The 21,574-nt window shown below is 37.7% G+C and carries 18 protein-coding genes, 1 tRNA gene, 4 pseudogenes and 1 riboswitch; of the genes and pseudogenes, 15 read left to right on the forward strand and 8 right to left on the reverse strand.

Annotated features, from left to right (window positions below; genetic code table 11):
* Window positions 1–71 precede the first annotated feature (71 nt).
* A complete protein-coding gene (locus tag ACN19N_RS06965) occupies window positions 72–731 on the forward strand; it encodes a response regulator transcription factor (RefSeq protein WP_420002273.1) in 660 nt (219 codons plus the stop codon).
* Between the two features lie 4 nt (window positions 732–735).
* Window positions 736–2,070 (forward strand): sensor histidine kinase, encoded by a 1,335-nt coding sequence (locus ACN19N_RS06970; protein WP_420002274.1) that lies wholly within the window; start codon window positions 736–738, stop codon window positions 2,068–2,070.
* A gap of 76 nt (window positions 2,071–2,146) precedes the next feature.
* Here the strand turns inward: ACN19N_RS06970 and hemP are convergent, their stop codons facing one another.
* Window positions 2,147–2,317 (reverse strand): hemin uptake protein HemP, encoded by a 171-nt coding sequence (gene hemP / locus ACN19N_RS06975; RefSeq protein WP_004661888.1) that lies wholly within the window; start codon window positions 2,315–2,317, stop codon window positions 2,147–2,149.
* Between the two features lie 176 nt (window positions 2,318–2,493).
* Between hemP and ACN19N_RS06980 the strand changes: the two genes are divergently transcribed.
* Entirely contained in the window at window positions 2,494–3,405 is a 912-nt protein-coding gene (locus ACN19N_RS06980) for a thiamine phosphate synthase (RefSeq protein ID WP_420002275.1), read from the forward strand.
* A gap of 7 nt (window positions 3,406–3,412) precedes the next feature.
* On the opposite strand, the gene ACN19N_RS06985 is transcribed toward ACN19N_RS06980, so the two are convergent.
* A complete protein-coding gene (locus tag ACN19N_RS06985; RefSeq protein ID WP_269230238.1) occupies window positions 3,413–3,985 on the reverse strand; it encodes a tetratricopeptide repeat protein in 573 nt (190 codons plus the stop codon).
* Window positions 3,986–4,004: 19 nt separating this feature from the next.
* Window positions 4,005–6,413: a penicillin-binding protein 1B gene (gene mrcB, locus ACN19N_RS06990; protein ID WP_269238049.1), complete on the reverse strand. Its 2,409-nt coding sequence runs from the start codon at window positions 6,411–6,413 to the stop codon at window positions 4,005–4,007.
* Window positions 6,414–6,647: 234 nt separating this feature from the next.
* Between mrcB and ACN19N_RS06995 the strand changes: the two genes are divergently transcribed.
* The 7 genes and pseudogenes from ACN19N_RS06995 to ACN19N_RS07025 all read left to right on the forward strand — a co-directional run bounded on the left by ACN19N_RS06995 (window position 6,648) and on the right by ACN19N_RS07025 (window position 11,934).
* The gene (locus ACN19N_RS06995; RefSeq protein WP_034601775.1) at window positions 6,648–7,556 is read left to right on the forward strand and encodes an NAD(+) kinase; all 909 of its coding nucleotides are present in this window, start codon (window positions 6,648–6,650) and stop codon (window positions 7,554–7,556) included.
* Window positions 7,553–7,825 (forward strand): YeaC family protein, encoded by a 273-nt coding sequence (locus ACN19N_RS07000; RefSeq protein ID WP_005159772.1) that lies wholly within the window; start codon window positions 7,553–7,555, stop codon window positions 7,823–7,825. Before ACN19N_RS06995 ends, ACN19N_RS07000 begins: the two co-directional genes overlap by 4 nt.
* Window positions 7,826–7,965: 140 nt before the next feature.
* Complete coding sequence (locus tag ACN19N_RS07005) at window positions 7,966–8,442, forward strand: helix-turn-helix domain-containing protein (protein ID WP_420002276.1); 477 nt, start codon at window positions 7,966–7,968, stop codon at window positions 8,440–8,442.
* A pseudogene (locus ACN19N_RS07010) lies at window positions 8,438–8,878 on the forward strand (IS630 family transposase); the annotation flags it as partial. The gene ACN19N_RS07005 and the pseudogene ACN19N_RS07010, both read left to right, overlap by 5 nt.
* A gap of 73 nt (window positions 8,879–8,951) precedes the next feature.
* A protein-coding gene (locus ACN19N_RS07015) for an IS3 family transposase (RefSeq protein WP_420001054.1) occupies window positions 8,952–10,111 on the forward strand; the annotation gives its coding sequence in 2 pieces (ribosomal slippage) (window positions 8,952–9,186 and window positions 9,186–10,111; 1,161 coding nt in all).
* A gap of 203 nt (window positions 10,112–10,314) precedes the next feature.
* Window positions 10,315–11,128, forward strand: a protein-coding gene (locus tag ACN19N_RS07020; protein WP_420002277.1) for an IS5 family transposase whose coding sequence is annotated in 2 segments (ribosomal slippage) — window positions 10,315–10,701 and window positions 10,703–11,128 — 813 coding nt in all. Because the reading frame shifts where the segments join, the coding sequence is not laid out codon by codon here.
* Between the two features lie 110 nt (window positions 11,129–11,238).
* The gene (locus ACN19N_RS07025) at window positions 11,239–11,934 is read left to right on the forward strand and encodes an IS1 family transposase (RefSeq protein WP_269228301.1); all 696 of its coding nucleotides are present in this window, start codon (window positions 11,239–11,241) and stop codon (window positions 11,932–11,934) included.
* Window positions 11,935–12,005: 71 nt separating this feature from the next.
* Here ACN19N_RS07025 and ACN19N_RS07030 read toward each other — a convergent pair whose 3' ends face one another.
* The 5 genes and pseudogenes from ACN19N_RS07030 to ACN19N_RS07050 all read right to left on the reverse strand — a co-directional run bounded on the left by ACN19N_RS07030 (window position 12,006) and on the right by ACN19N_RS07050 (window position 14,221).
* Window positions 12,006–12,266 (reverse strand): hypothetical protein, encoded by a 261-nt coding sequence (locus ACN19N_RS07030; RefSeq protein ID WP_420002278.1) that lies wholly within the window; start codon window positions 12,264–12,266, stop codon window positions 12,006–12,008.
* A 354-nt stretch (window positions 12,267–12,620) separates the two neighbouring features.
* Window positions 12,621–12,696, reverse strand: a tRNA-Arg gene (locus tag ACN19N_RS07035).
* 119 nt (window positions 12,697–12,815) lie between these two features.
* Window positions 12,816–13,070 (reverse strand): annotated as a pseudogene (locus ACN19N_RS07040) (hypothetical protein); the annotation flags it as partial.
* Window positions 13,071–13,190: 120 nt separating this feature from the next.
* Window positions 13,191–13,388 (reverse strand): annotated as a pseudogene (locus ACN19N_RS07045) (hypothetical protein); the annotation flags it as partial.
* A gap of 140 nt (window positions 13,389–13,528) precedes the next feature.
* Entirely contained in the window at window positions 13,529–14,221 is a 693-nt protein-coding gene (locus tag ACN19N_RS07050) for a putative quorum-sensing-regulated virulence factor (RefSeq protein WP_269230201.1), read from the reverse strand.
* Window positions 14,222–14,487: 266 nt separating this feature from the next.
* Here ACN19N_RS07050 and ACN19N_RS07055 point away from each other — a divergent pair, with 266 nt between their 5' ends.
* The 5 genes and pseudogenes from ACN19N_RS07055 to uca form a co-directional block, all read left to right on the forward strand.
* Complete coding sequence (locus ACN19N_RS07055; protein ID WP_420002279.1) at window positions 14,488–15,765, forward strand: alpha/beta fold hydrolase; 1,278 nt, start codon at window positions 14,488–14,490, stop codon at window positions 15,763–15,765.
* Between the two features lie 240 nt (window positions 15,766–16,005).
* Window positions 16,006–17,262: a serine hydroxymethyltransferase gene (gene glyA, locus ACN19N_RS07060; protein WP_420002280.1), complete on the forward strand. Its 1,257-nt coding sequence runs from the start codon at window positions 16,006–16,008 to the stop codon at window positions 17,260–17,262.
* 206 nt (window positions 17,263–17,468) lie between these two features.
* Window positions 17,469–17,564: riboswitch (guanidine-I (ykkC/yxkD leader) on the forward strand.
* 47 nt (window positions 17,565–17,611) lie between these two features.
* Window positions 17,612–18,349, forward strand: coding sequence for an urea amidolyase associated protein UAAP1 (locus ACN19N_RS07065; protein ID WP_420002281.1), 738 nt, complete (start codon window positions 17,612–17,614; stop codon window positions 18,347–18,349).
* A gap of 16 nt (window positions 18,350–18,365) precedes the next feature.
* Window positions 18,366–19,010 carry an urea amidolyase associated protein UAAP2 gene (locus ACN19N_RS07070; protein ID WP_420002282.1) on the forward strand — a complete coding sequence of 215 codons (645 nt, stop codon included), beginning with the start codon at window positions 18,366–18,368 and terminating at the stop codon, window positions 19,008–19,010.
* A gap of 10 nt (window positions 19,011–19,020) precedes the next feature.
* Window positions 19,021–21,573: pseudogene (gene uca, locus ACN19N_RS07075) on the forward strand (urea carboxylase); the annotation flags it as partial.
* Window position 21,574: the final 1 nt, after the last annotated feature.

The raw sequence follows: 21,574 nt of genomic DNA on the forward strand, positions 1-21,574 counted from the left end.
AACAACATGTGGTTTTTTACGTGTAGGGTATTTAAAGGTAAATTTGAGTGCTCAAATGAGAGGATTATTTTATGCGGATTTTATTGGCGGAAGATGATGTTTCTCAGGCAGAAAGTCTTAAAGACTGGCTAGAAATGGATGGTTATAGTGTTGATTGGGTTGAGCGTGGCGATCATGCGATTTTAGCAGTAGAACAGCACCAGTATGATTGTATCTTGTTAGATCGTGGTTTACCCCATACCTCTGGTGATGAAATCCTTAAAATAGTTCGTCATCAGAATACCCAAACTCCTGTCATTTTTATTACGGCTAAAGATCATATCCATGACCGAGTTGAAGGTTTGGACTTAGGTGCAAATGATTATTTGGTGAAGCCATTTAACTTAGAAGAATTATCGGCACGAGTTCGTTCACAGTTACGTCAGCATCAAGCACAAGCTGGGCAGTATTTGAGTTTTTCAGATTTACAACTCGATCCACAAGCGAAAACCCTGACCAAAGCAGGGCAGTTGATCAACCTCACTGCCAAAGAGTTTCAGATTTTACATAAACTGATGCAAAAGCCCGATCATATTTTGACAAGAGAGCAACTTGAAGAGTCGCTGTATGCGTGGGGCGATGAAATTGAAAGCAATGCGATTGAAGTTTTTATCTATCAAATTCGCAAAAAAATTGGTGGACAATACATCAAAACGATTCGTGGTTTAGGTTATCGAATGCATCAGGAATAACAGCATGAAAGTCGTGTCATTACAGAGCAAATTGGTAAAGACTTCGTTGCTGAGTTCAATCGTTGCAGGTTGTATTGCATTACTTTTATTCGTGCTGATTTCAATATATCAAACCATGCAAGTACAAGATGAAATCATGGATGAGATTTCTGATATGTTGCTGATCGCCGACTTAACCAAAACATCTGGGCACCAAATAGATGAATTAAGTGATCAATTTGATATTCGATACCGTTTAAGTAACCAACAACAGATATTAACGCAGTCAGAAAATTTTCAGCTTGATCAATCGTATTACCAGCTCATCTTTAAAACTACTGATCATTATGGCTTGATTTGGCAGGATCATAAATTATGGCGAAGTTATACAACCGATGAGGCAGATTCACAATTGCAAGTCATGCTATTGCAACCATTGGATGAGCGATTTGATGAGTTAATGCATAGTTTTCTGAGCTATTTATTTATCCTATTGATGGTCTGGCTATTACAGTGGATCATTGTACATTTCTTGATTAAGCGTCAATTTAAAGTAATTCATCAACTAGCAGCAAAAATATCAGCAAAAAGTGCAGATGATCTGAGCCCCATTCAATCGAGTGAGGTTGAGCTGAAAGAGTTACAACCGATGCTAGGGCAGCTCAATCATTTATTGCATCGTTTAGATCAATCTTTACAAGCGGAGCAACGCTTTACGGCTGATGCTTCACATGAGCTACGTTCTCCTTTGTCTGCGATTCAAATGCGCTTACAGCTTATACAGCGTAAATACCCTGAGCATGCAGCAGATTTTACGCAAATGCAGCAAGATGTGAGTCGAGGGATTCAGATACTAGAAAACCTACTTTTATTGGCACGTTTAGACCCAGAGCATGCTGAAAATTTACCCAAAACACAGGTTAATTTGTATGTTGTGCTTGATGAAGCTGTACAGGCTTTGCATTTATTTGCAAATCAAAAGTCGATTCAATTCCATCTACAGTCTATGACAGATGAAAATCACACGATTATTGCCAATCAACAGTTACTCTTTACCTGTATCCGCAATATTATGGACAATGCGATTCGATATACGCCAGAACATGGACATGTCTATATCATCTTAAAGCAGCAACAGGACTTGGAGCTTATCATTGAAAATGAAGGGCATGGGTTAAATGAAGCAGTGTTTGAGCGGCTGGGTGAACGTTTTTATCGTGCTTTAGGTACAAAGACACAAGGTTCAGGTTTAGGGCTGTCGATTTGTACAAAAATCATCGAATTGCATCATGGGGAAATCAAGTTTGCACAATCTCAGTACGGTGGTTTAAGTGTGAGGATTCGACTGGCATTGACTTAATTTGAGAAAATAAAAAAAGCAGTATGCGCTGACATACTGCTATTCCCACGTTTATTATTATGCGGTTGTTATTATATTACTTCGTTAAAATCAGGCGATTATTACGAGTTAGGCGTAGGCGATATTCTTCGCCAGCATGCATAATGCGGATTTCACGACCTAAAGCAAAAAGGTTGTTGGAATGCAGCATTGGTAACGATTGAGCTGCGTCTGTACTACGAGTAAATAAGTTAAATGGTGCGTTCATTTGTTATGCTCCGTGGTGTGTTTTTTAATGTTTTAAATGATAATCATTATCGAATAGGCCTGTCAACGTAAATTTTAAGAATTTACAAAATCATTTATTAATTTTGTTTTTGTCATGTGAATTAGTTTGCAAATTACTTAGAATTGTTATGAAAAGATGTGGGATTTTAGACTGTTATGGCAAAAGCTATAGTTGATGTTGCAATCGCAATTTTATTACACAAGTCCAAAGTATTGGTGGGTTGGCGACAAGCAAATCAACATCAAGGCAATAAACATGAATTTCCAGGGGGGAAAGTTGAGCAGGGTGAAACACCTGAACAAGCCTGCCGTAGAGAAATTTATGAAGAAGTTGGTATTGGTCTAAAAGATTGGCACATGTTTGACATGATTCAGCATGAATATGATGACATCATTGTCAATTTACATTTATTTCATGCCTATGTGCCTGATGAATTGCTTAATCAAATTCATCAACCTTGGGCTTGGTATCATCGTGATCAACTCGCTAGCTTAAATTTTCCTAAGGCGAATGCTGTGATTTTGCAACGTTTAATCTGGTCTCATTTAATCAAGATTAATGATCAAATTGATGCTTTACCTCAAAGTAATGCCCAATTGTATTGGCGTATGCAAACAGGTGAAATCGAGAAAATTGAACAGCAGTTGAGGACTTTAAATGATGCTCAGCGACAAAAATTGATACTCAATATTGATCTTTGGCGAGAGCTGAATACAGTATTACAAGCCAAAATTGATACGATTCATCTTAAACAGTCCCAATTGATGGGGTTGAACAAAGGTGAGTTAGTCATCGGGAAACGTTTTATTGCAGCATGCCATGATGCGGTTTCACTACAATATGCACATCATATTGGCTGTGATGCGGTATTTTTAAGCCCTGTCAATGCGACTGAAACGCATCCGAATGCAAAAGTTTTAGGATGGGATGATTTTGCTGAGTTAGCAAAGCATAGTGATATTCCAGTCTTTGCTTTAGGTGGTGTTGCACCTGAAAATTTAGAACAAGCCCAAAAACATCATGCTTATGGGCTTGCAGGAATCCGTCAATTTAGTTCAATTGATTAATTCAGTTTTACAGTGCCTGAATGGCTTTTTTAGCTTCTTGGGCTTTTACTGGATGATTACGAGCTTCGCTTGCACGCATTACAATTAACCAAAGCTGTTTTTTCATCGAGTTACTTTGTGCATAGCTTAAACCACGGCGTGCTAACGCTTCCGCATTTGCATATTGTTTGCGTTGGTCTGCAATCAATGCTAAATACAAGTAAGTTTCTGTGGCTTGTGGAGCAATACGTTGAGCTTGAAGCGCATAACGTTCTGCTTCCGCAAGCTGTTGTTGCTTATAAGCAACTTGGGTTTTTTGCATCAACGTTCGAAAAGCAGGAAGTTGGCTGCCATCATTGAACTTTTGCTGAACTTTTTGTTCAGGCACAACCACTTGTACGTTTTGACGCTTTATTTCTTTCTGCTCATACGGCGTAATTTTTACATTCGACGCTGGTGGTGCAGTTTTCTTTTTCTGCGTGTTCGTCGTAGTTGGTGGCTCACCTAATTTGATGACCACTTTTTTATTTTTTGGCGGAGGAGCAGAAGTACAACCTACGAGCAGCAATACCCCAACTACCATCGTTACTTTCTTAATCATGTCCAATCATCCTTGTAACTTAATTTTCACCGCTATAACTACCGCTGGAAATTACGCGTGTTGGGTTATGATTAGATAAATCTGCATCCATTTGGTTTTCACTTTCTCTAATATAATTGGTGTTACCATCATTGTTGCTGTCGTTTGGCATATCTTCCGCTGATGGGATATTGGTAGGCTCAACCCCATAATGTGATTGACCACATGTTGTCACACGACGAGGTACAGTTTGTCGAAGTAGAGGGATGTACATCGCGCCATCACAACCTTGAGCAGATAGATCACCAGTTGCACTGTCAATCCATTGCCATTCCACATTGTCTGTTTGACGCAGATTAACAGGTTGTTGGCGTAGTTGTTTCATCACATTGGTCCATACAGGTAATGCACCCGAAGAACCTGTTAGCCCAGTCACTTTGTTGTCATCGAGACCTAACCACACAACGGCGACATGATTACCTGAGTAACCAGCAAACCATGAGTCACGTGTATCGTTAGTTGTGCCTGATTTACCTGCCAAATTCAAATTTTCAGGTAAGCTGTCATAAGCTGATCGTCCAGTACCTGAACGCATAACTTGTTGCAAACCATAATTTAAAATATAGGCAGCAGCAGGATCAATCGTTTGTTGAACATTTAAGCTATAACGTTCAAGCAAATGTCCTTTTGCATCAACAACAGTACGAATAGAACGAGGAGGATACTTGAAACCACCTGTTGCAAAGTTGCCATATATACCAAGCACTTCCATTGGGGACATATTCACTGCACCCAAATAGATAGATGGATAAGCAGGAATATTTGAACTGACACCAAATTGTTTTAATTTATTGGAAAATGCAGATAAACCAAACTCATTGCCTAGGCGAACAGCAGAAAGGTTGTATGAGTTTGCCAAGGCTTGTTGCATAGGAACAACACCGTGTTCGCCACCACTATAATTTTTTGGTGTCCAGCTCTTATCACCCTCAACAGGAATATTTACCGCACTATCTTCAATCGGGCTTGCCCAAGTATAACGCCCAGACTCAATTGCATTTAAATAAATGATAGGTTTCAATAATGAACCCACTTGGCGTTTAGCATCCAAAGCACGGTTGAAACCTGTAAAATCCTGAGTTGAACCCACAGCAGCAACAAGCTCGCCATTTTCAGGGTGGGCTACAAGCACAGCGCCTTGTAAGTTTTTCAAACGTGCTGGATTTGCTTTTGCCAAACGTTCAACAGAATCTTTAAAAGCATTTTGAACTTGAGTTTGTGCAATCGGGTCAAGTGTCGTAAAGATTTTTAAACCTTGATTGGTAATATCACTTTCTTGATATTCTGTGCGTAATTGACGGCGTACGACATCAAGGAAATCAGGGAACTTCGCAGGCCCTAAAGTTGGTTTGCTCACAATATTTAAAGGACGTGCGATTTCATCCTGATATTCCGCTTCACTTAAATAGCCCATCACCATCATATTGTTCAGTACAATATCACGGCGTTTTTTTGCAGCTTCAGGATTACGCCAAGGGTTATATAAAGTTGGACCCTGTACTAAACCAACCAAAAAGGCTTGTTGGGAAATATTTAATTCACTCAGAGGTAAACCAAAATAGAATTGTGAAGCTAAGCCATAACCGTTAATTGAGTAATTGCCATTTTGACCTAAATTTACTTCATTTAAATAGGCTTCTAGAATTTCATCTTTACTGTAATGCAGCTCAATCAACAACGCCATAAGAGCTTCATTGACTTTACGTTTGAGCGTTTTTTCTGGTGAAAGATAGAAATTTTTAACTAACTGTTGGGTTAATGTCGAACCGCCTTGACGTCTACCGCCTGTTGCATTACTGACTAAGGCACGTGCTGTACCTCGAATAGAAATACCATGATGGTGATAAAAATTTCGGTCTTCTGTTGAAATTAAGGCTTCAATTAGTGTTTTTGGTACTTTATTTAGCTTAATGAGGACACGGTCTTCATTATGTTGTGGATAGATACCACCAATTAATAGGGGTTCTAAACGAGCAATGCCTGTACTAGAGGGTTTAGTGGAACGAATTTCACCGACTTGACCTTGATTGAAAGCAATCTCAAGCACCTGTTCAGGTTCATTACTATCACCATAGTCAAAACCACGTGTATGAACATACATTTGGTTACCTTGAATGATGTAACTTCCTGATTTTTCATAGTTCGCGGTATTTTTATAGCCCAATAATTTTAATTCTTGGACAAAATTTTCTTGAGTAATCGGTGCATTCGCATAGATTTCTAATGGACGAGCAAATACCTTGGCAGGAATATCCCAACGCTGACCTTCAAATTTATTGCGAATAATATTATCCAAACGGATCAGATAGATACTAAAGGCAATAAACACACCAATCACTAAAATTGAAAAAATTAGTGCTAGAAAACCAATACCACGTTCACACTTCATAGACTTGCGTTAAAACCGAAACAATGTGAGTAATGATGCGATAGCTTATTGTCATTTTGCAATCATAAAACTGTGAATAAATAGCAACATGCAATAAAAACTTTCAGAAGGTGTTGATATTAATCGTATAAAAAAACAACGAATAGACATTTTTATACTTTTTAATCAATCATCAACGAAAATTTGATTGTTAATGATATGATAGTCAATAGTCGCGGTGGAGCTGAGTTATTCGTGCAAATTTCACATAAATCCTTTCGAAATATTGGTCTAATTGGGCGACCAGATAAGAATTCTGTAGTAGAAACGTTATGTTTAATTCATGATCATTTGATCACTTTAGGCTTAAATCCCGTTTTTGATCAGGAAACAGCCAAACTTGTACCTTATAGTTATGGTCAGACCGTGAGCCGTAATTTATTAGGTGAAGTAGTCGATTTGGTGATCGTTGTGGGTGGAGACGGTTCTTTACTTCATGCGGCACGTGCTTTAGTCAGATACAATACACCTGTTATTGGGATTAACCGTGGTCGACTCGGATTCTTAACTGATATTAAGCCGGCAGAAGCAATTTTTAAACTGGATCAGGTACTACAAGGTCAATTTCAACTAGATCGACGTTTCTTGCTCGAAATGGAAGTTCGTACCAATAACGAAACCATTTATGATGCAATTGCCCTAAATGATGTGGTGTTACACTCAGGTAAATCGGTTCATATGATCGATTTCGAACTGAGTATTGATGGGCAATATGTCTATCGTCAGCACAGTGATGGTTTAATTGTGTCAACACCAACAGGCTCGACCGCTTATTCGCTTTCGGGTGGTGGACCAATCCTACACCCAAGTATGGATGCGATTGCACTTGTACCAATGCACCCACATACTTTGTCATCTCGTCCAATCGTAGTTGGTGGACAGAGTGAGATTAAGATTACAATTCGTGAAAATCGTGTCTTGCCGATGGTGAGTGCGGATGGACAACATAGTGTTGCATTAAATGTAGGTGATACGGTGCATATTCGTAAACATCCGTTTAAACTAAGCCTACTACATCCACCTGGTTATGATTTTTATATGGCATGTCGTACCAAATTGGGGTGGAATCAAGATTTTGAATCTTTTCAACAGGATGACTCATGAATATTGAACAAATGCTCGCTATTTTAAATCCTGAAATTGTTGAGCGTCTGAAAACTGCTGTTGAAATTGGTAAATGGCCAAACGGTATTGCATTGACTAAAGAACAGCGCGAGATTTGTATGCAAGCCGTGTATGCGTGGGAAATGGAAAATTTACCAAAAGAACAGCGCAGTGGTTATATCGACCGTGGTACGAAAGAAGAAGGTGAAGAGTGTGATGATGATCATCACAAAAATGAGCCTGAGTTTAAGCCGATTCGGTTTGTTTAATTAATTTCTACAAGTAGTATTTAAAGCGATGATTTTAATAAAATCATCGCTTTTTGCTTTCAGAGTTATATCTAATTCAATAAGTTGACAGTTTAAACTAAACATGCAAAAACTAAGATTTGATCATTGGTGATTTAAATATGCCACGCATAGTTACCGTGCCTCTCAGCCCAGAAGAACAAGAACAACTTATTCACCTGACTAAGCATGCAGCACATTGGAGAGAAAGGCAACGCGCACAAACCATATTATGGTTATCCGAAGGTAAAACCGTCGCACAAGTCGATAAATTTCAAAATCGAATACCAGAAACCATCCGTTTACAACGTCGCAAGTGGGAACTCTATCAGTTTGATTCTATTCACGAAGGCTATCGTTCAGTGCGCCCCAATCTACTTACAGATGAATATCAACAACACATTATAGAGTGGGTCAATAGCAGTCCTTTGAATGCAGAACAAATCCGTGTACGGTTATATGAAGAGTTTGGACTATCTGCAAATATCGTGAGTATTCGTAAATTTCTAAGACAGTCAGGTATGGTCTATAAACGTACTCGACATAGCTTGAAAAAAAAGGGATCAGATCGCATTTGGGCAATCTCAGCTAGAGATTGAATCATTACGCGAACAAGCATCACGAGGTGAAATTGTACTGGGTTATGTTGATGAAACTGGCTTTTCGGCTAGTGCAGACAATCGATATGCTTGGGTAAGGCAAGGAGAGGTTCATCAGGTTGAGGCTGTAAGATCAAAACGTGTAAATGTCATGGGATGCGTGCTGTCTACGGGTCAATTGATCACGAGTTGCTTGCAAGAATCTGTGACTAGTGAATGGTTTTATGCATATTTAACAGGCGTTGCGGAACGAATCAAGCACACTTATGGTATACCGTTAGTATTGATTGTTGATAATGCATCTATTCATCGAAGCAAAAAAATGTCGGCTTGGCGTGAGTTGCTTAAAGATGAATATTCAGCCAGCCTGTATTTTATTCCTGCATACAGCCCTGAGTTAAATCGAATTGAAATGGTATGGCGGCAGATGAAGTATTGATCCTAGCCAAAATAATGGACAGCATGTCCCTCTAAAGATAACGTAACTTCAATCTTTGGAGATCCAAGAAATGGCTAAACGTTTTAGTCCGGAATTTAAACAGCAAGCAATTGATCATGCACTTTCAAACTCCCACGAGCCTATAGCTGCAATCGCCCATAAATTAGGTGTGGGTTATTCAACCTTAGATAAATGGATTCGTGAAGCCAATCCAGTAGGTTCAAGCAAACGTCAACTTTCTCCTGAACAACAGCGGATATTGGAATTAGAAAAAGAAGTCAAACAGCTCAAGGAAGCCAATGACATCTTAAAAAAAGCGCATGTGTACTTTCTGACAGATCATGCCAAGAAAAGTACACGGTAATTCAAGATATGGATGTGAATGAAGTCACTGTGTCTTCTGTCTGTAAATGCCTAGATGTCAGCACTTCAGGCTATTATGCCTGGCGAAAACGCCAGACCAATACAGCGCAGAAATACAATGATTTAAAAGTTGTATATTGGCAGCATCATGCGCGCTTGGGTGCACCGTCATTGGTACATGACATGCGTGATTTAGGTTATCGCATGAGCGAACGTACCGTTGGAAGGATGCTAAAAAAGCTTGGTTTACGTAGTAGGATTGCACGTAAATACAAGCATACGACTGATTCAAACCATCGTTTGTCTACAGCATCAAATTTGTTGGATCGCCAATTTACAGTTACTCAGCCTAATAAAGTTTGGACAACGGATATTACCTATATCCGAACTAAAGAAGGCTGGCTGTATTTATGTGTGATGCTAGATCTATTCAGCCGTCGTATTGTGGGTTGGCAAACCAGCCATCGAATAGACCGCCAATTGGTGTGTGATGCGTTTAATTATGCAATGGCTCGTCAGGGTTATCCAACGGGTGTCATGGTGCATTCGGATCAAGGTAGTCAGTACTGTAGTCGTGATTTTAGGGCGCTATTATTGACGAATAACTGTATTCAAAGCATGTCTAGACGAGGAAACTGTTGGGACAATGCAGTGACCGAAAGCTTCTTCCATACCCTGAAGGGGCATGTAGTACATGGCAGTGTATTTTCTACGAGAAAAGAGGCAAATGCTATCTTGTTTGAGTATATTGAAGTTTACTACAATCGAATCAGAAGGCATTCTGCAAATGGCTGGTTAAGTCCAGAAGCCTTTGAACAGAAATATTTCAAGAATTTAGAGGGATCGGTTGTCCACGATACTGTCTAGGATCATATCATTGGCGTGATTTTCAAGTGATGACCACCGATCAAATACAGAATTGGGTTTATCAAATCTCAAGAGAGTTTGGGGGTAAATACATGTTTACTTTCTAATGGAAACTTATCTATTAAAAGAATATTAATAGAGGTTTATATTTGTATTCACAATAGACCTCTTGCGAAAGTATAAAATCGTTTATACTATTTTCTATGAGATATGAAAATTTAACACGATTTAATGATGAAGAATTTAAACGTTTAGTTGGGGTTCCTCGTCCTTTATTTTCTAAAATGATGACGATTTTAGAAAATTCTGAGCGCGCCAAGAAAAAATCTGGGCGTCCGCATTCTTTAACTTTAGAAGATCAATTATTATTATCTTTGAATTACTTACGATCATATAGAACACACCTAGAATTATCAGTTGATTATGGTATAGCTGAAAGTAATGTTAATCGCACGATTCAAAAAGTTGAAAATGCCCTGATTCAATCTCGATATTTTGCTTTACCTAAACGAAATCAACATGTGGCAAATGATGATTTTGTAATCATAGATTTTACAGAATCACAAATTGAACGTCCCAAAAAAACAAAGAAAATTCTATAGTGGGAAAAAGAAGAAGCATACATTAAAAACACAGGTTATTTTTAGTCCAAAATTAAATCAAATTGTGAGTATTCAAGTTGAAATAGGGACAATGCATGATCTTAAAATAGCTCGAAAATATGCTAAAGAATTTGCCAATTTTACATGTGTTTTGGGGGATTTGGCCTATAAAGGGTTCAAAGAAATAAAGAGTAAGTTATTAATTCCAATTAAAAAACCAAGGAAAATGAGCTTACCGAAAGAAGCTAAGCAAATCAACAAGGAAATAAGTCGTCGTCGAATTCCGATTGAACATATCAATTCAAGACTTAAAGTCTTTCGTATTCTGAGTGAACGATATAGAAATAGACGAAAAAGATTCGGATTAAGAGTAAATTTAATTTCTGGGCTTATCAATTGGATGATCAAAAAATAACTTTCGCAAGAGGTCTAATGTTTAATAAAAATAAAAGATGGGTGGTGTTCTAAAAAGTATGCTCATAAGAAAAGGAGGCAAGGAGGAACAATTCAGCTATATTTAAATGTGTGAAAATCGAAATAGAACTTCATTGTCCTCGATGCCAGAGTACAAGTATAAAGAAGAATGGCATTAAATACGATGGTAAGCAAAACTATCGTTGTAAAGAATGTAATAGGCAGTTTGTGGGTGACCATAATTTGACGTATTTAGGCTGTCATTCAAAAGCGGTCAAATTGATTTTGCTTATGCTTGTGCGATGTTGTGGCATTCGGGATATTGCAAAGATTACGAGGTTTAGTATTGGCAAGATACTTAAAACGCTTACACAATCAAATCATGAAATAATTCCTCAAAGAACTCATTATAAATGCTTGGAAGTTGATGAATTTTGGACATTTGTAGGCAACAAGAAAGATAAGCATTGGCTACAGTACGTCTATGATAGAAGTAGCGGAGAAATAGTGGCTTTTGTATGGGGAGGAAGAGATGCTCATACAGCACAAAGGCTAAAAAACCGTTTAGAAGAACTGGGCATTACTTATGATTGTATATCGAGTGATCATTGGGAAAGTTTCATCAAAATTTTTAAGCCGGACCAAGAAGGGAAATATTATACAGTCGGGATAGAAGGAAACAACTGCCGATTAAGACACCGCATAAGGCGAGCAGTAAGAAGAACATGCTGTTTTTCGAAGAAGGTATTGAATCATGTAAAAGCTTTTAATCTTGGATTCTTTTACATTAACCACAGTTTTGTATAGTGATGTTAAAATGATCAGCATACATTTTGAAACACCACCAAAAGATGAACGTTAGTGTAATTTTATGGTATTCAAGAGTGTCTAACCTGACTATTTTCATTAATTTGTATGACTTTAAAGTAAGTATTTTTATAATGTATTACTTTATTTAAATAAGCATTATCTAACTCCTCCCATATCTCAAAATTAAAGAACATAGATGATTCGTCATAAATCCACAACCAATTTGAAACATGCATTTTTTTAGCTGAGTCAAAGATTGTATCTTTAACTTTGATAAGCTTATGTAAATTCAATTTTTCGTCCTGAAGGACAATTTCATCAATTTTCAAAAAAACACCATTAAGAAATTGAGTAGGTAAATCTACGCCTATTTTATTAGATTAGATACGGTTTAAAATTAAAAAAATGTAAAGCTATAAAATTTTTAATTTTTATCAATTGGTTAGACTTTTTATACATATTGAGTAACATTTCAATTACCTTAAATTTTTTATACTCATTTCATTTTGTTTTTTAAAAGAGATCTTACGCTTGATTTAGGAGTGTATACAATAATTTATATTTGGATTGCAATTACCATTTTGGTTTTTCAACCTTCCAAGTATTTTTTACTAATTCCGTCAAATTCCTGTCAGATAGACAAGCTTATTAAAATTATTTTAAATTTAACAATATATTATAAGTGGTGCGCTCAGCGGGACTCGAACCCACGCCACAGGCTTCGGAGACCTGTACTCTATCCAGTTGAGCTATGAGCGCATACATGTGTGGCACATCATAGGCAAAAAATAGATATAGGTAAATATAAAGACGCAATCAATATGATCTATTGTTTATTAAAACAACGATTTTGAACTTTAATTGCAAAAATATTTCAATCATGTTTGCAAATGCTGTACTGCATAATTAATCAACTTCAATGTTTGATTCAATTGTGCTGGCGGAATTCTTGATTCTTGTAGAAAAGTAATCCATTGCATTTGGCACGCTTTTAATTGCTGTAGGTTTTTGATCATCTGTATTTTTTGTATCAATGGTCGCGCCATCAAACCACAGTAAGTTGTTAAGGTTTGAATCATGACTTGTTGAATTTCAACAAAAGGAAGTTTTTCTAACGTGATAATTTCTGCTTCAAGATTTTCTGTTGGATTAGGTATGTTTTTATTTTGATCTGGTTGAATATGTGGGATTGCTGTAGAAGTATCATTGTCTGTTGCTGTGACTTCTTCTTCAATATGTATGGATTCGGGTTGTTGATGTGCTAATAAGCCCATATCAATCAGTTGTTGAACTAATTCCGTAGGTGCTATTCTTTCTTTATATCCATGATCAAGTTCTTGAAAATCTTCATGATCAATCAAAAGCAATAAACGACGCTGCCGTGCAGTTAAAGCACTATCACGTTGTTGCAGGGCATTTTGCCCGAGTTCCGTTTTAAAAAAATTAGACATTTCTTAATCCCCACAAACACAAGATCTAGCATGAGGATTAAGATAAGGTTAAAAAATGACAATAATGTTAACAATTTATTAAATATCATTGTCTTGATTGGAATGACTGGAAAATAATTTAAAAGTTTTTCTAAGAGGGCTTATCTAACTAATTTTGTTTCCAATGCCTTACGTAAATAGAGATCAAGATCGTCTTGGCGTAAAAGCCATTGAATATAATCTGCTGGAAGATCTCGAATCGCAGTACCTTTGTGTTTACCAAAAGTAATACTCTTCGGAATACGAGCTTCTTCTGAAGCTATATAAAGCTCTTCAATATTTTCAATGTTTAATTGATGAATGATATGCATCAAAATATTAGCCGTTAAAATAATGTCAGCATCAGCTCTATGAGCACCTTTGAGCATTTCTCTGGCTTTATCACTCCCTTTGGAGATGAGATAAATTAAGGCTGAAATATTATGTGCTTCCGCATTTTCCCAAACACGACGCGCAAGTGCTAAGGTGCAAATTGGTTTAATTTTTGATGTATCTACGCCGCACTTTGCAATAGCTGTAATATCGTAATCAACGTTATGACCGATAATATATTGGGTTTGTTCAGGCAGTTGAAACTCACTGTAAAAAGGTTGATCGGCTAGATCTGATTCTAATATGTGATGCACCGCCATCGCTGCATAAGAGATAGGTTGACCAACTTGATACAGCTGATCAAAAATCTTTTTCTTATCTAAGCTTAGCTTTCCATGCTCAATTTCAATTGGCGCGTAAGCAATTTCAATAGGCAAACCATTTAATGTATGTGTTTCCGTATCTAAAATAATGGCTTGCATAAAGTTGAACCTAATTGGGTAGGATAGTCTCTCAGACTTTTTATCTTACAAGAAATTTAGGATGAGCTGTGCTTAATCATGCTTAGATTGATTGGATTTTAAATAAATTAGTAGTGTATTGCGCAAATAAAAAGCAAATATAAAAGGATATAAAAAAAATACTTGAAACAATTTTGTAATAGGCGTAATTCTTATAGGTGTAGTTGCCTTAGAAAAATAACATCTAAGGATAAAACCAAAAAAGAAGATAGTTAAGGAAAAACTAAATGAAAATTAAACTATTAACGGTTGCAATGCTGAGCACGACTTTGTTTTTGACAGCTTGTGGTGGTGGTGATAATGGATCGACAGTATTTGTACCTAAACCTGAGATTCCTGAAAATAATATCAAAGACCCTGTTGTTGGAATTCCTAAAAACTTTGAACTGAATGGTATGGCTGCAGCGTCATCTGATAGCGTGATAATGACCTATAAAATGTTGGGAGTTAATGATAAAGAAGTATTGGCAACAGCGCTTGTCTTCACACCGCCGGCTTCAATTTTACCACCAGCAAATGGTTGGCCGATAGTCGTTTGGGCACATGGTACAACCGGGGTTGCGGATAAATGCGCGCCAAGTCGACAAGGTTTAGGAGGAAATGAATTTTTATTAAAAGCTTTGTTAGCATCTGGATATGTCGTTGTTGCTCCTGATTATGAAGGATTAGGTGAGCCAAGTGAAAAAGATGCTCATCCATTCTTAAATGTTAAAAGTGAAGCTTATTCAATTACTGATGCTGTGGTTGCTGCACGTGCTTATTTAACTAGTTTAAATAAGAAAACAAATGGTCAGTGGATGACAGTAGGGCATTCCCAAGGTGGTCAAGCGGCATTAGGTGCAGCTCAATATGCGAGTCGTGCAAAATTAGATTATAAAGGAACGGTTGCAGTTGCGCCGGCATCTAATCTAGCTTTAATTTTAGCTGGTGGAGAAAGTGAGGCAAATAAAGAACCAAATCCAATTAAGAAAATAAACATATTAGCTCCTTTAGATACATTCACTGCCTTAATTACTGCTGGTTTAAGAAATCAGTATCCAAGCTTAAAATTTAGTGATGTCTTTAATTCTCCAACAGATGAAATAGCAGCAACAGCTGAGACCTCTTCTGATAATTCAGTTTGTTATCAGGCATTAGGTCAGAATTTAGGTAATGCAATGGGGATTTATTTAGACAAAAATAAAACTCTTGAGGGTTACCCACGTACAAAAACTAACTTTATGTCAATTCCAAGTGTTACAAGTTTTTTAGCCACAGATTCTCAACCTTTGCAGAAGAAAGTGTCGACTCCAATTATTATTTATCAAGGGACATTAGACAAAACAGTACCTAAACCAGTGACTGATTTTTTGGTTAACTCAGCTAAATCTGTAGGAACTGCAATTCCTAGTTCTAATTACAGAGTCGGAGAATGGGATCATACAACAGCATATTCCACAAATATTGGAAAAATTGTCCAAGACGTTAATATCCTTTTACCATCTAACCAAATCGTCAAACAATAAGTAATAACATACAGCTCAACCCTATTTTTCAGGGTTTGAGCTGTGCGATTCTCAATAGAAATATTAAAATTAGATAAAAGGAATTAATTAACTCTAGGAGAATAAAATTATTAGTGGAATGTGAGTAAAATTCACGAATAATTAAATAAATATCAAGCTCTGTAACAGCAAACTTCATGCTATAATTCGCACCAATCTTTAGCACGGCTTAAAAGCCCTAATTTATAGGACCCTCCGCTAATGTTTGCCAATATCTCTATTGCTGAATTTGATCCAGAATTAGCTCAAGCGATCGCTTCTGAAGGCGACCGCCAAGAAGCTCACATCGAGTTAATTGCTTCTGAAAACTATTGCTCACCAGCTGTAATGGAAGCTCAAGGCTCAAAACTTACTAACAAATATGCAGAAGGCTATCCGGGCAAACGCTATTATGGCGGTTGTGAATATGTTGACGTTATCGAGCAACTTGCAATTGACCGTGCAAAAGAGTTGTTTGGTGCAGATTATGCAAACGTACAACCACACGCAGGCTCACAAGCAAACTCAGCAGTTTACTTAGCGCTTCTTAATCCTGGTGATACAGTATTAGGCATGAGCTTGGCTCACGGTGGTCACTTGACTCACGGTGCTAAAGTTAGCTTCTCTGGTAAAACTTATAATGCAATCCAGTACGGTTTAAACCCTGAAACAGGTGAAATCGATTATGAAGAAGTTGAGCGTTTAGCTTTAGAACATAAGCCACGTATGATCGTAGCTGGTTTCTCTGCTTATAGCCGTGTTGTAGATTGGCAACGTTTCCGTGATATCGCGGATAAAGTTGGTGCTTACCTTTTTGTTGATATGGCGCATGTTGCTGGTTTAGTTGCTGCTGGTGTGTATCCAAACCCAGTTCAAATTGCTGATGTAACGACAACGACTACACATAAAACACTTCGTGGTCCACGTTCTGGATTAATTCTTGCAAAAGCAAACGAAGAAATCGAGAAGAAACTTCAATCGGCTGTATTCCCGGGCAATCAAGGTGGTCCTTTAATGCACGCAATTGCTGCTAAAGCAATCTGTTTTAAAGAAGCTATGGCACCTGAATATAAAACTTACCAACAGCAAGTTGTTAAGAATGCTCAAGCAATGGCTGACGTATTCATTGCTCGTGGTTATGATGTTGTATCTGGTGGTACTGATAACCATTTATTCTTATTATCTTTAATTAAACAAGAAGATGTAACGGGTAAAGATGCTGATGCATGGTTAGGCGCTGCTCATATCACAGTAAATAAAAACGCTGTTCCAAATGACCCACGTTCTCCGTTCGTGACTTCTGGTATTCGTATTGGTACGCCAGCTGTAACAACTCGTGGTTTTGGTGAAGCTGAAGTTCGCGACCTTGCAGGTTGGATCGCTGACATTATCGATAGCAAAGGTGATGAAAAAGTTATCGCTGATGTTAAAGCTAAAGTTGAAACGGTTTGTGCTAAATTCCCTGTATATGCAAACTAATTTGTATATCTAAAAAAGCGCCGTCAGGCGCTTTTTTTTATTCAAATTTTCTAAAATTCCGAACAACGGGCTTTTTGCAAAGCATCATATTGGTGCTAATTCTTATCTATTGTCCTAAATCATCCCTAAAAATGATCAAATAAGTATTACGAGTACTAAAAATCGTAATACTTATTTGGCATGTCTTTTGCTTCATCTAAATATAGTTAAAAGTTGTCTAGGGTTCCGATGTTGATCAACATGACTGGTCCGAGAGATAACGGTTCGACAGAACTACACGGAGGGATAAAAGCCCGGGAGATCAGGCATTTTGCCATTACGAGGTTAAATTATCCGCAAGAGGTGTGTTATGAATCAATCGTCTTATCACGACAATAAAATACTTTGGGATGAAAAATTACCGGGCGGACATCATTGGTCTGGTCGCATTCAAAGAGGGACTGTTTTACAAGTTGAAGCACTCAATGAAAATGCCAATCTTGCTTTGTTTTGCGTAAATGCAGCAGAAAAACTAGAACGTTTTAATATGCCAGACAGCTTAAAGGCACAGCACACCGCATTTTTGTCAACGGGACATGTTTTATATTCAGATTTAGGTCGGGTAATGGCATCTATTGTGAAAGATGATCACGGTTGGAATGATGTATTTTGTGGCCCAAGTACAGCAGCACAGATTGAAAAAAAATATGGAAAGCAAAATTTCCAACAAGCACGTAATGACATGTTTCAAAATGGATTAGACAGTTTATTGGTTGAGCTGAGCAAATTTGGTTTAAGACAAGCTGATTTGACTGCCACAGTTAATCTATTTTCTAAGGTTCAACCTGATGATAATGGAAAATTAACTTATCTTAAAAATGATAATCGTCATCAAATAATAGAGTTGCGCTTTGAGATGGATTGTTTGGTCTTTCTTTCTGCGACACCTCATCCTTTAGATCAAACAGAAACTTATCAACCTTCTGATATTCAGCTTCGATTATTTAAAGCCAATCCTCTAACCGAAATTGATATTTGCAAAGACTCATGTCCGCAAAATCAACGTGGTTTTGCCAACAATAAACGCTATTACGCATTATCAAATTAAGGATTGGAGAACTAAGATGTCAGCATTACAAAAACTCGAGAAAGCAGTCCTTGATGAAGTATGCCCAGCAGGTGAAGCGTGGATGTGCGAGGTCAAAAAAGGACAGTATTTTAGAATTGTAGATTTAGAGGGTAATCAAGCTGTTGATACTTTATTTATCAGCACAGAAAATCCAGATGAACGATACAGTGCCACAGATACACTCGCGCAAAATCAACAAATTTATCTCGAAAAAGGCACCGTGCTATTTAGTAATTATGCTCGTCCTATTGCGGTTATTGTGGATGATAACTGTGGTAGACACGATACATTGGGTGGTGCGTGTTCATGTGAAAGTAATACGGTGCGATATGCACATGATAAGTATCCAATGCATAGTTGCCGTAATAATTTTATGTATGCCTTAGCTCAGAATCCAATTGCAAAAAAACATCAACTGAACGTCAGTCATATTGGCCCAAACATTAACTTCTTTATGAATGTTCCTGTAACCACTGAAGGACATTTAAAGTTTGAAGACGGCGTATCAGCAGCAGGTAAATATGTAGAGCTTCAAGCAGAGATGGATTTGATTGTTTTAATTTCGAATTGCCCACAATTGAATAATCCATGTAACGCCTACAACCCGACAAAAATTCAATTAATTGTACGTGAAGCTTGAGGGGCGAATTATGTTTAATAAAGTATTAATTGCCAATCGTGGTGCGATTGCGTGTCGAGTTATCCGTACATTAAAAAAATTAGGTATTCAATCTGTTGCTGTTTATTCGGAAGCGGATAGAGATTCTTTACATGTCACATTAGCAGATGAAGCGATTTTTATTGGTCCTTCACCTGCGCAAGAAAGCTATTTAAATATTGATAAGATTCTGGCTGCTGCAAAGGCATCAGGTGCCCAAGCCATTCATCCGGGTTATGGTTTTTTATCAGAAAATGCGGCTTTTAGTGAGTTATGTGAGAAAAATGGAATTGCTTTTATTGGGCCGACTGCTCAGCAAATGCTTGATTTTGGTCTTAAACATACCGCTCGTGAATTAGCAATTCAAAACAATGTGCCTTTATTACCCGGTAGTCAATTATTGCTTGATCAAGCGGATGCCATTAAGCAAGCAAATTTGATTGGTTATCCTGTTATGCTCAAGAGTACTGCTGGTGGTGGCGGTATTGGGATGCGTTTGGTCTGGAATGAAACCGAATTAAAAGATACTTATCAAACAGTCTCATATCTTGCACAAGCCAATTTCAAAGATGCAGGATTGTATTTAGAAAAATTTGTTCAAAATGCACGTCATATCGAAGTTCAAATTTTTGGTGATGGCAAAGGAAATATCATTGCCTTAGGCGAGCGTGATTGTTCGGTTCAACGTCGTAATCAAAAGGTGATCGAAGAAACGCCAGCACCTCATTTAGATGATCAGCAACGTCAATATATTCAAAATGTTGCCATTCAACTGATGCAATCCGTGCAATATCGTTCAGCGGGTACAGTTGAATTTGTCATGGATACTGATAATCAAGCGTTTTATTTCTTGGAGGTTAATACACGCTTACAAGTTGAGCATGGTGTAACTGAACAAGTCTATGGCGTTGATTTAGTAGAATGGATGGTGACCTTAGCAAGTGGCGATTGGGAAGCACCCAAGCAAAAATTGCAATCTTCAGGGCATTCTATTCAGGTCAGATTATATGCTGAAGATCCAATTAAAAATTTCCAACCGAGTGCAGGCTTATTGACGAATGTTGCATTTGATCCAGCCGCTCGTGTAGAAACTTGGGTTGAAACGGGATCAAACGTTTCCTCTTTTTATGACCCAATGATCGCTAAAATTATTGTGACAGCTACAGACCGTGATCACGCAATATTGTCAATGCAAAATAGCCTAAGTATCACTGAGATTGCAGGGATTGAAACAAACCTAGAATACTTACAGGAAATTATTGATTCTGAAATCTTTAAGCAAGGCACGCAAACAACACGTTTTTTAAATACTTTTGAGTGGAAAGCGCAAAAAATAGAAGTGTTACAGGCAGGTATTCAAACAGCCATCCAAGATGTGACGGGACGATTAGGGTATTGGGATGTGGGTGTTCCACCTTCAGGAGCTATGGATGCATTAAGTTTGAATGTAGCCAATCAACTGCTTGGTAATGCATTTAACACGGCTGGTTTAGAGTGCACATTGCAAGGGCCGACGCTGAAATTTCATTGTAATAGCCAGATTGTATTGACAGGTGGCGACATGGAAGCCAGCTTAGATGGTCAAGCTATTCCAATGTGGTCAACGATTCATGTTTCAAAAGGACAAGTTTTAAAATGTGGTCGTGTCGTTACGGGCTGCCGAAGCTATATCGGAATAAAAGGGGGCTTTAATGTTCCTGAATATTTAGGCAGTTTAGCGACATTTACTTTAGGGCAATTTGGTGGTCATGCTGGTAGAAATCTACTTATTGGAGATATGTTGCCAATATTTGCATCGCACCAGACCGAATCAATCTTCTTAAACCCAGAACAAATACCAACATTTCAAACAAACTGGGAAATTGCGGTGATGTATGGCCCACATGGGGCACCTGACTTTTTCACCAAAAATGATATTTCTATGTTTTTTGAGCAGGAATGGGAAATCCATTTCAACTCAAGTCGTACAGGCGTTCGCTTAATTGGACCTAAACCTGAATGGGCTCGAATTGATGGTGGAGAGGCAGGATTACATCCTTCAAATATTCATGATAATGCCTATGCAATCGGTGCAATTGATTTTACAGGGGATATGCCGATTATTTTAGGGCCTGATGGCCCAAGTTTAGGTGGTTTTGTTTGTCCTGCTGTGGTTATAAATTCGGAATTATGGAAGCTTGGACAGTTAAAAGCAGGAGATAAAGTAAAGTTTGTCCCTGTGAGTTACGCGCAAGCACAACGTTTAGAACAGCGTTATCAAGCTTCAATGGTTGATGAAACTACAGCAAAATTAAATTATCAACCACAAATTGAAGCAGAAGAAATTACATTAGCCAATGCAGTCTTGGCGACCTTAGAGCAAGCTGATGATAAACCAAATGTAACGTATCGACCTGCTGGGAATCATTATTTATTAGTTGAATACGGAGAACTGGTTTTAGACTTAAATCTGAGATTCCGTATTCATGCTTTGATGCAGTGGGTTCAACAACAAAATATAAAAGGTATTATTGATCTAACACCGGGCATTCGATCTTTACAAATTC

The organism is Acinetobacter sp. LF10 (genome assembly GCF_048585715.1).
GTDB lineage: Bacteria > Pseudomonadota > Gammaproteobacteria > Pseudomonadales > Moraxellaceae > Acinetobacter.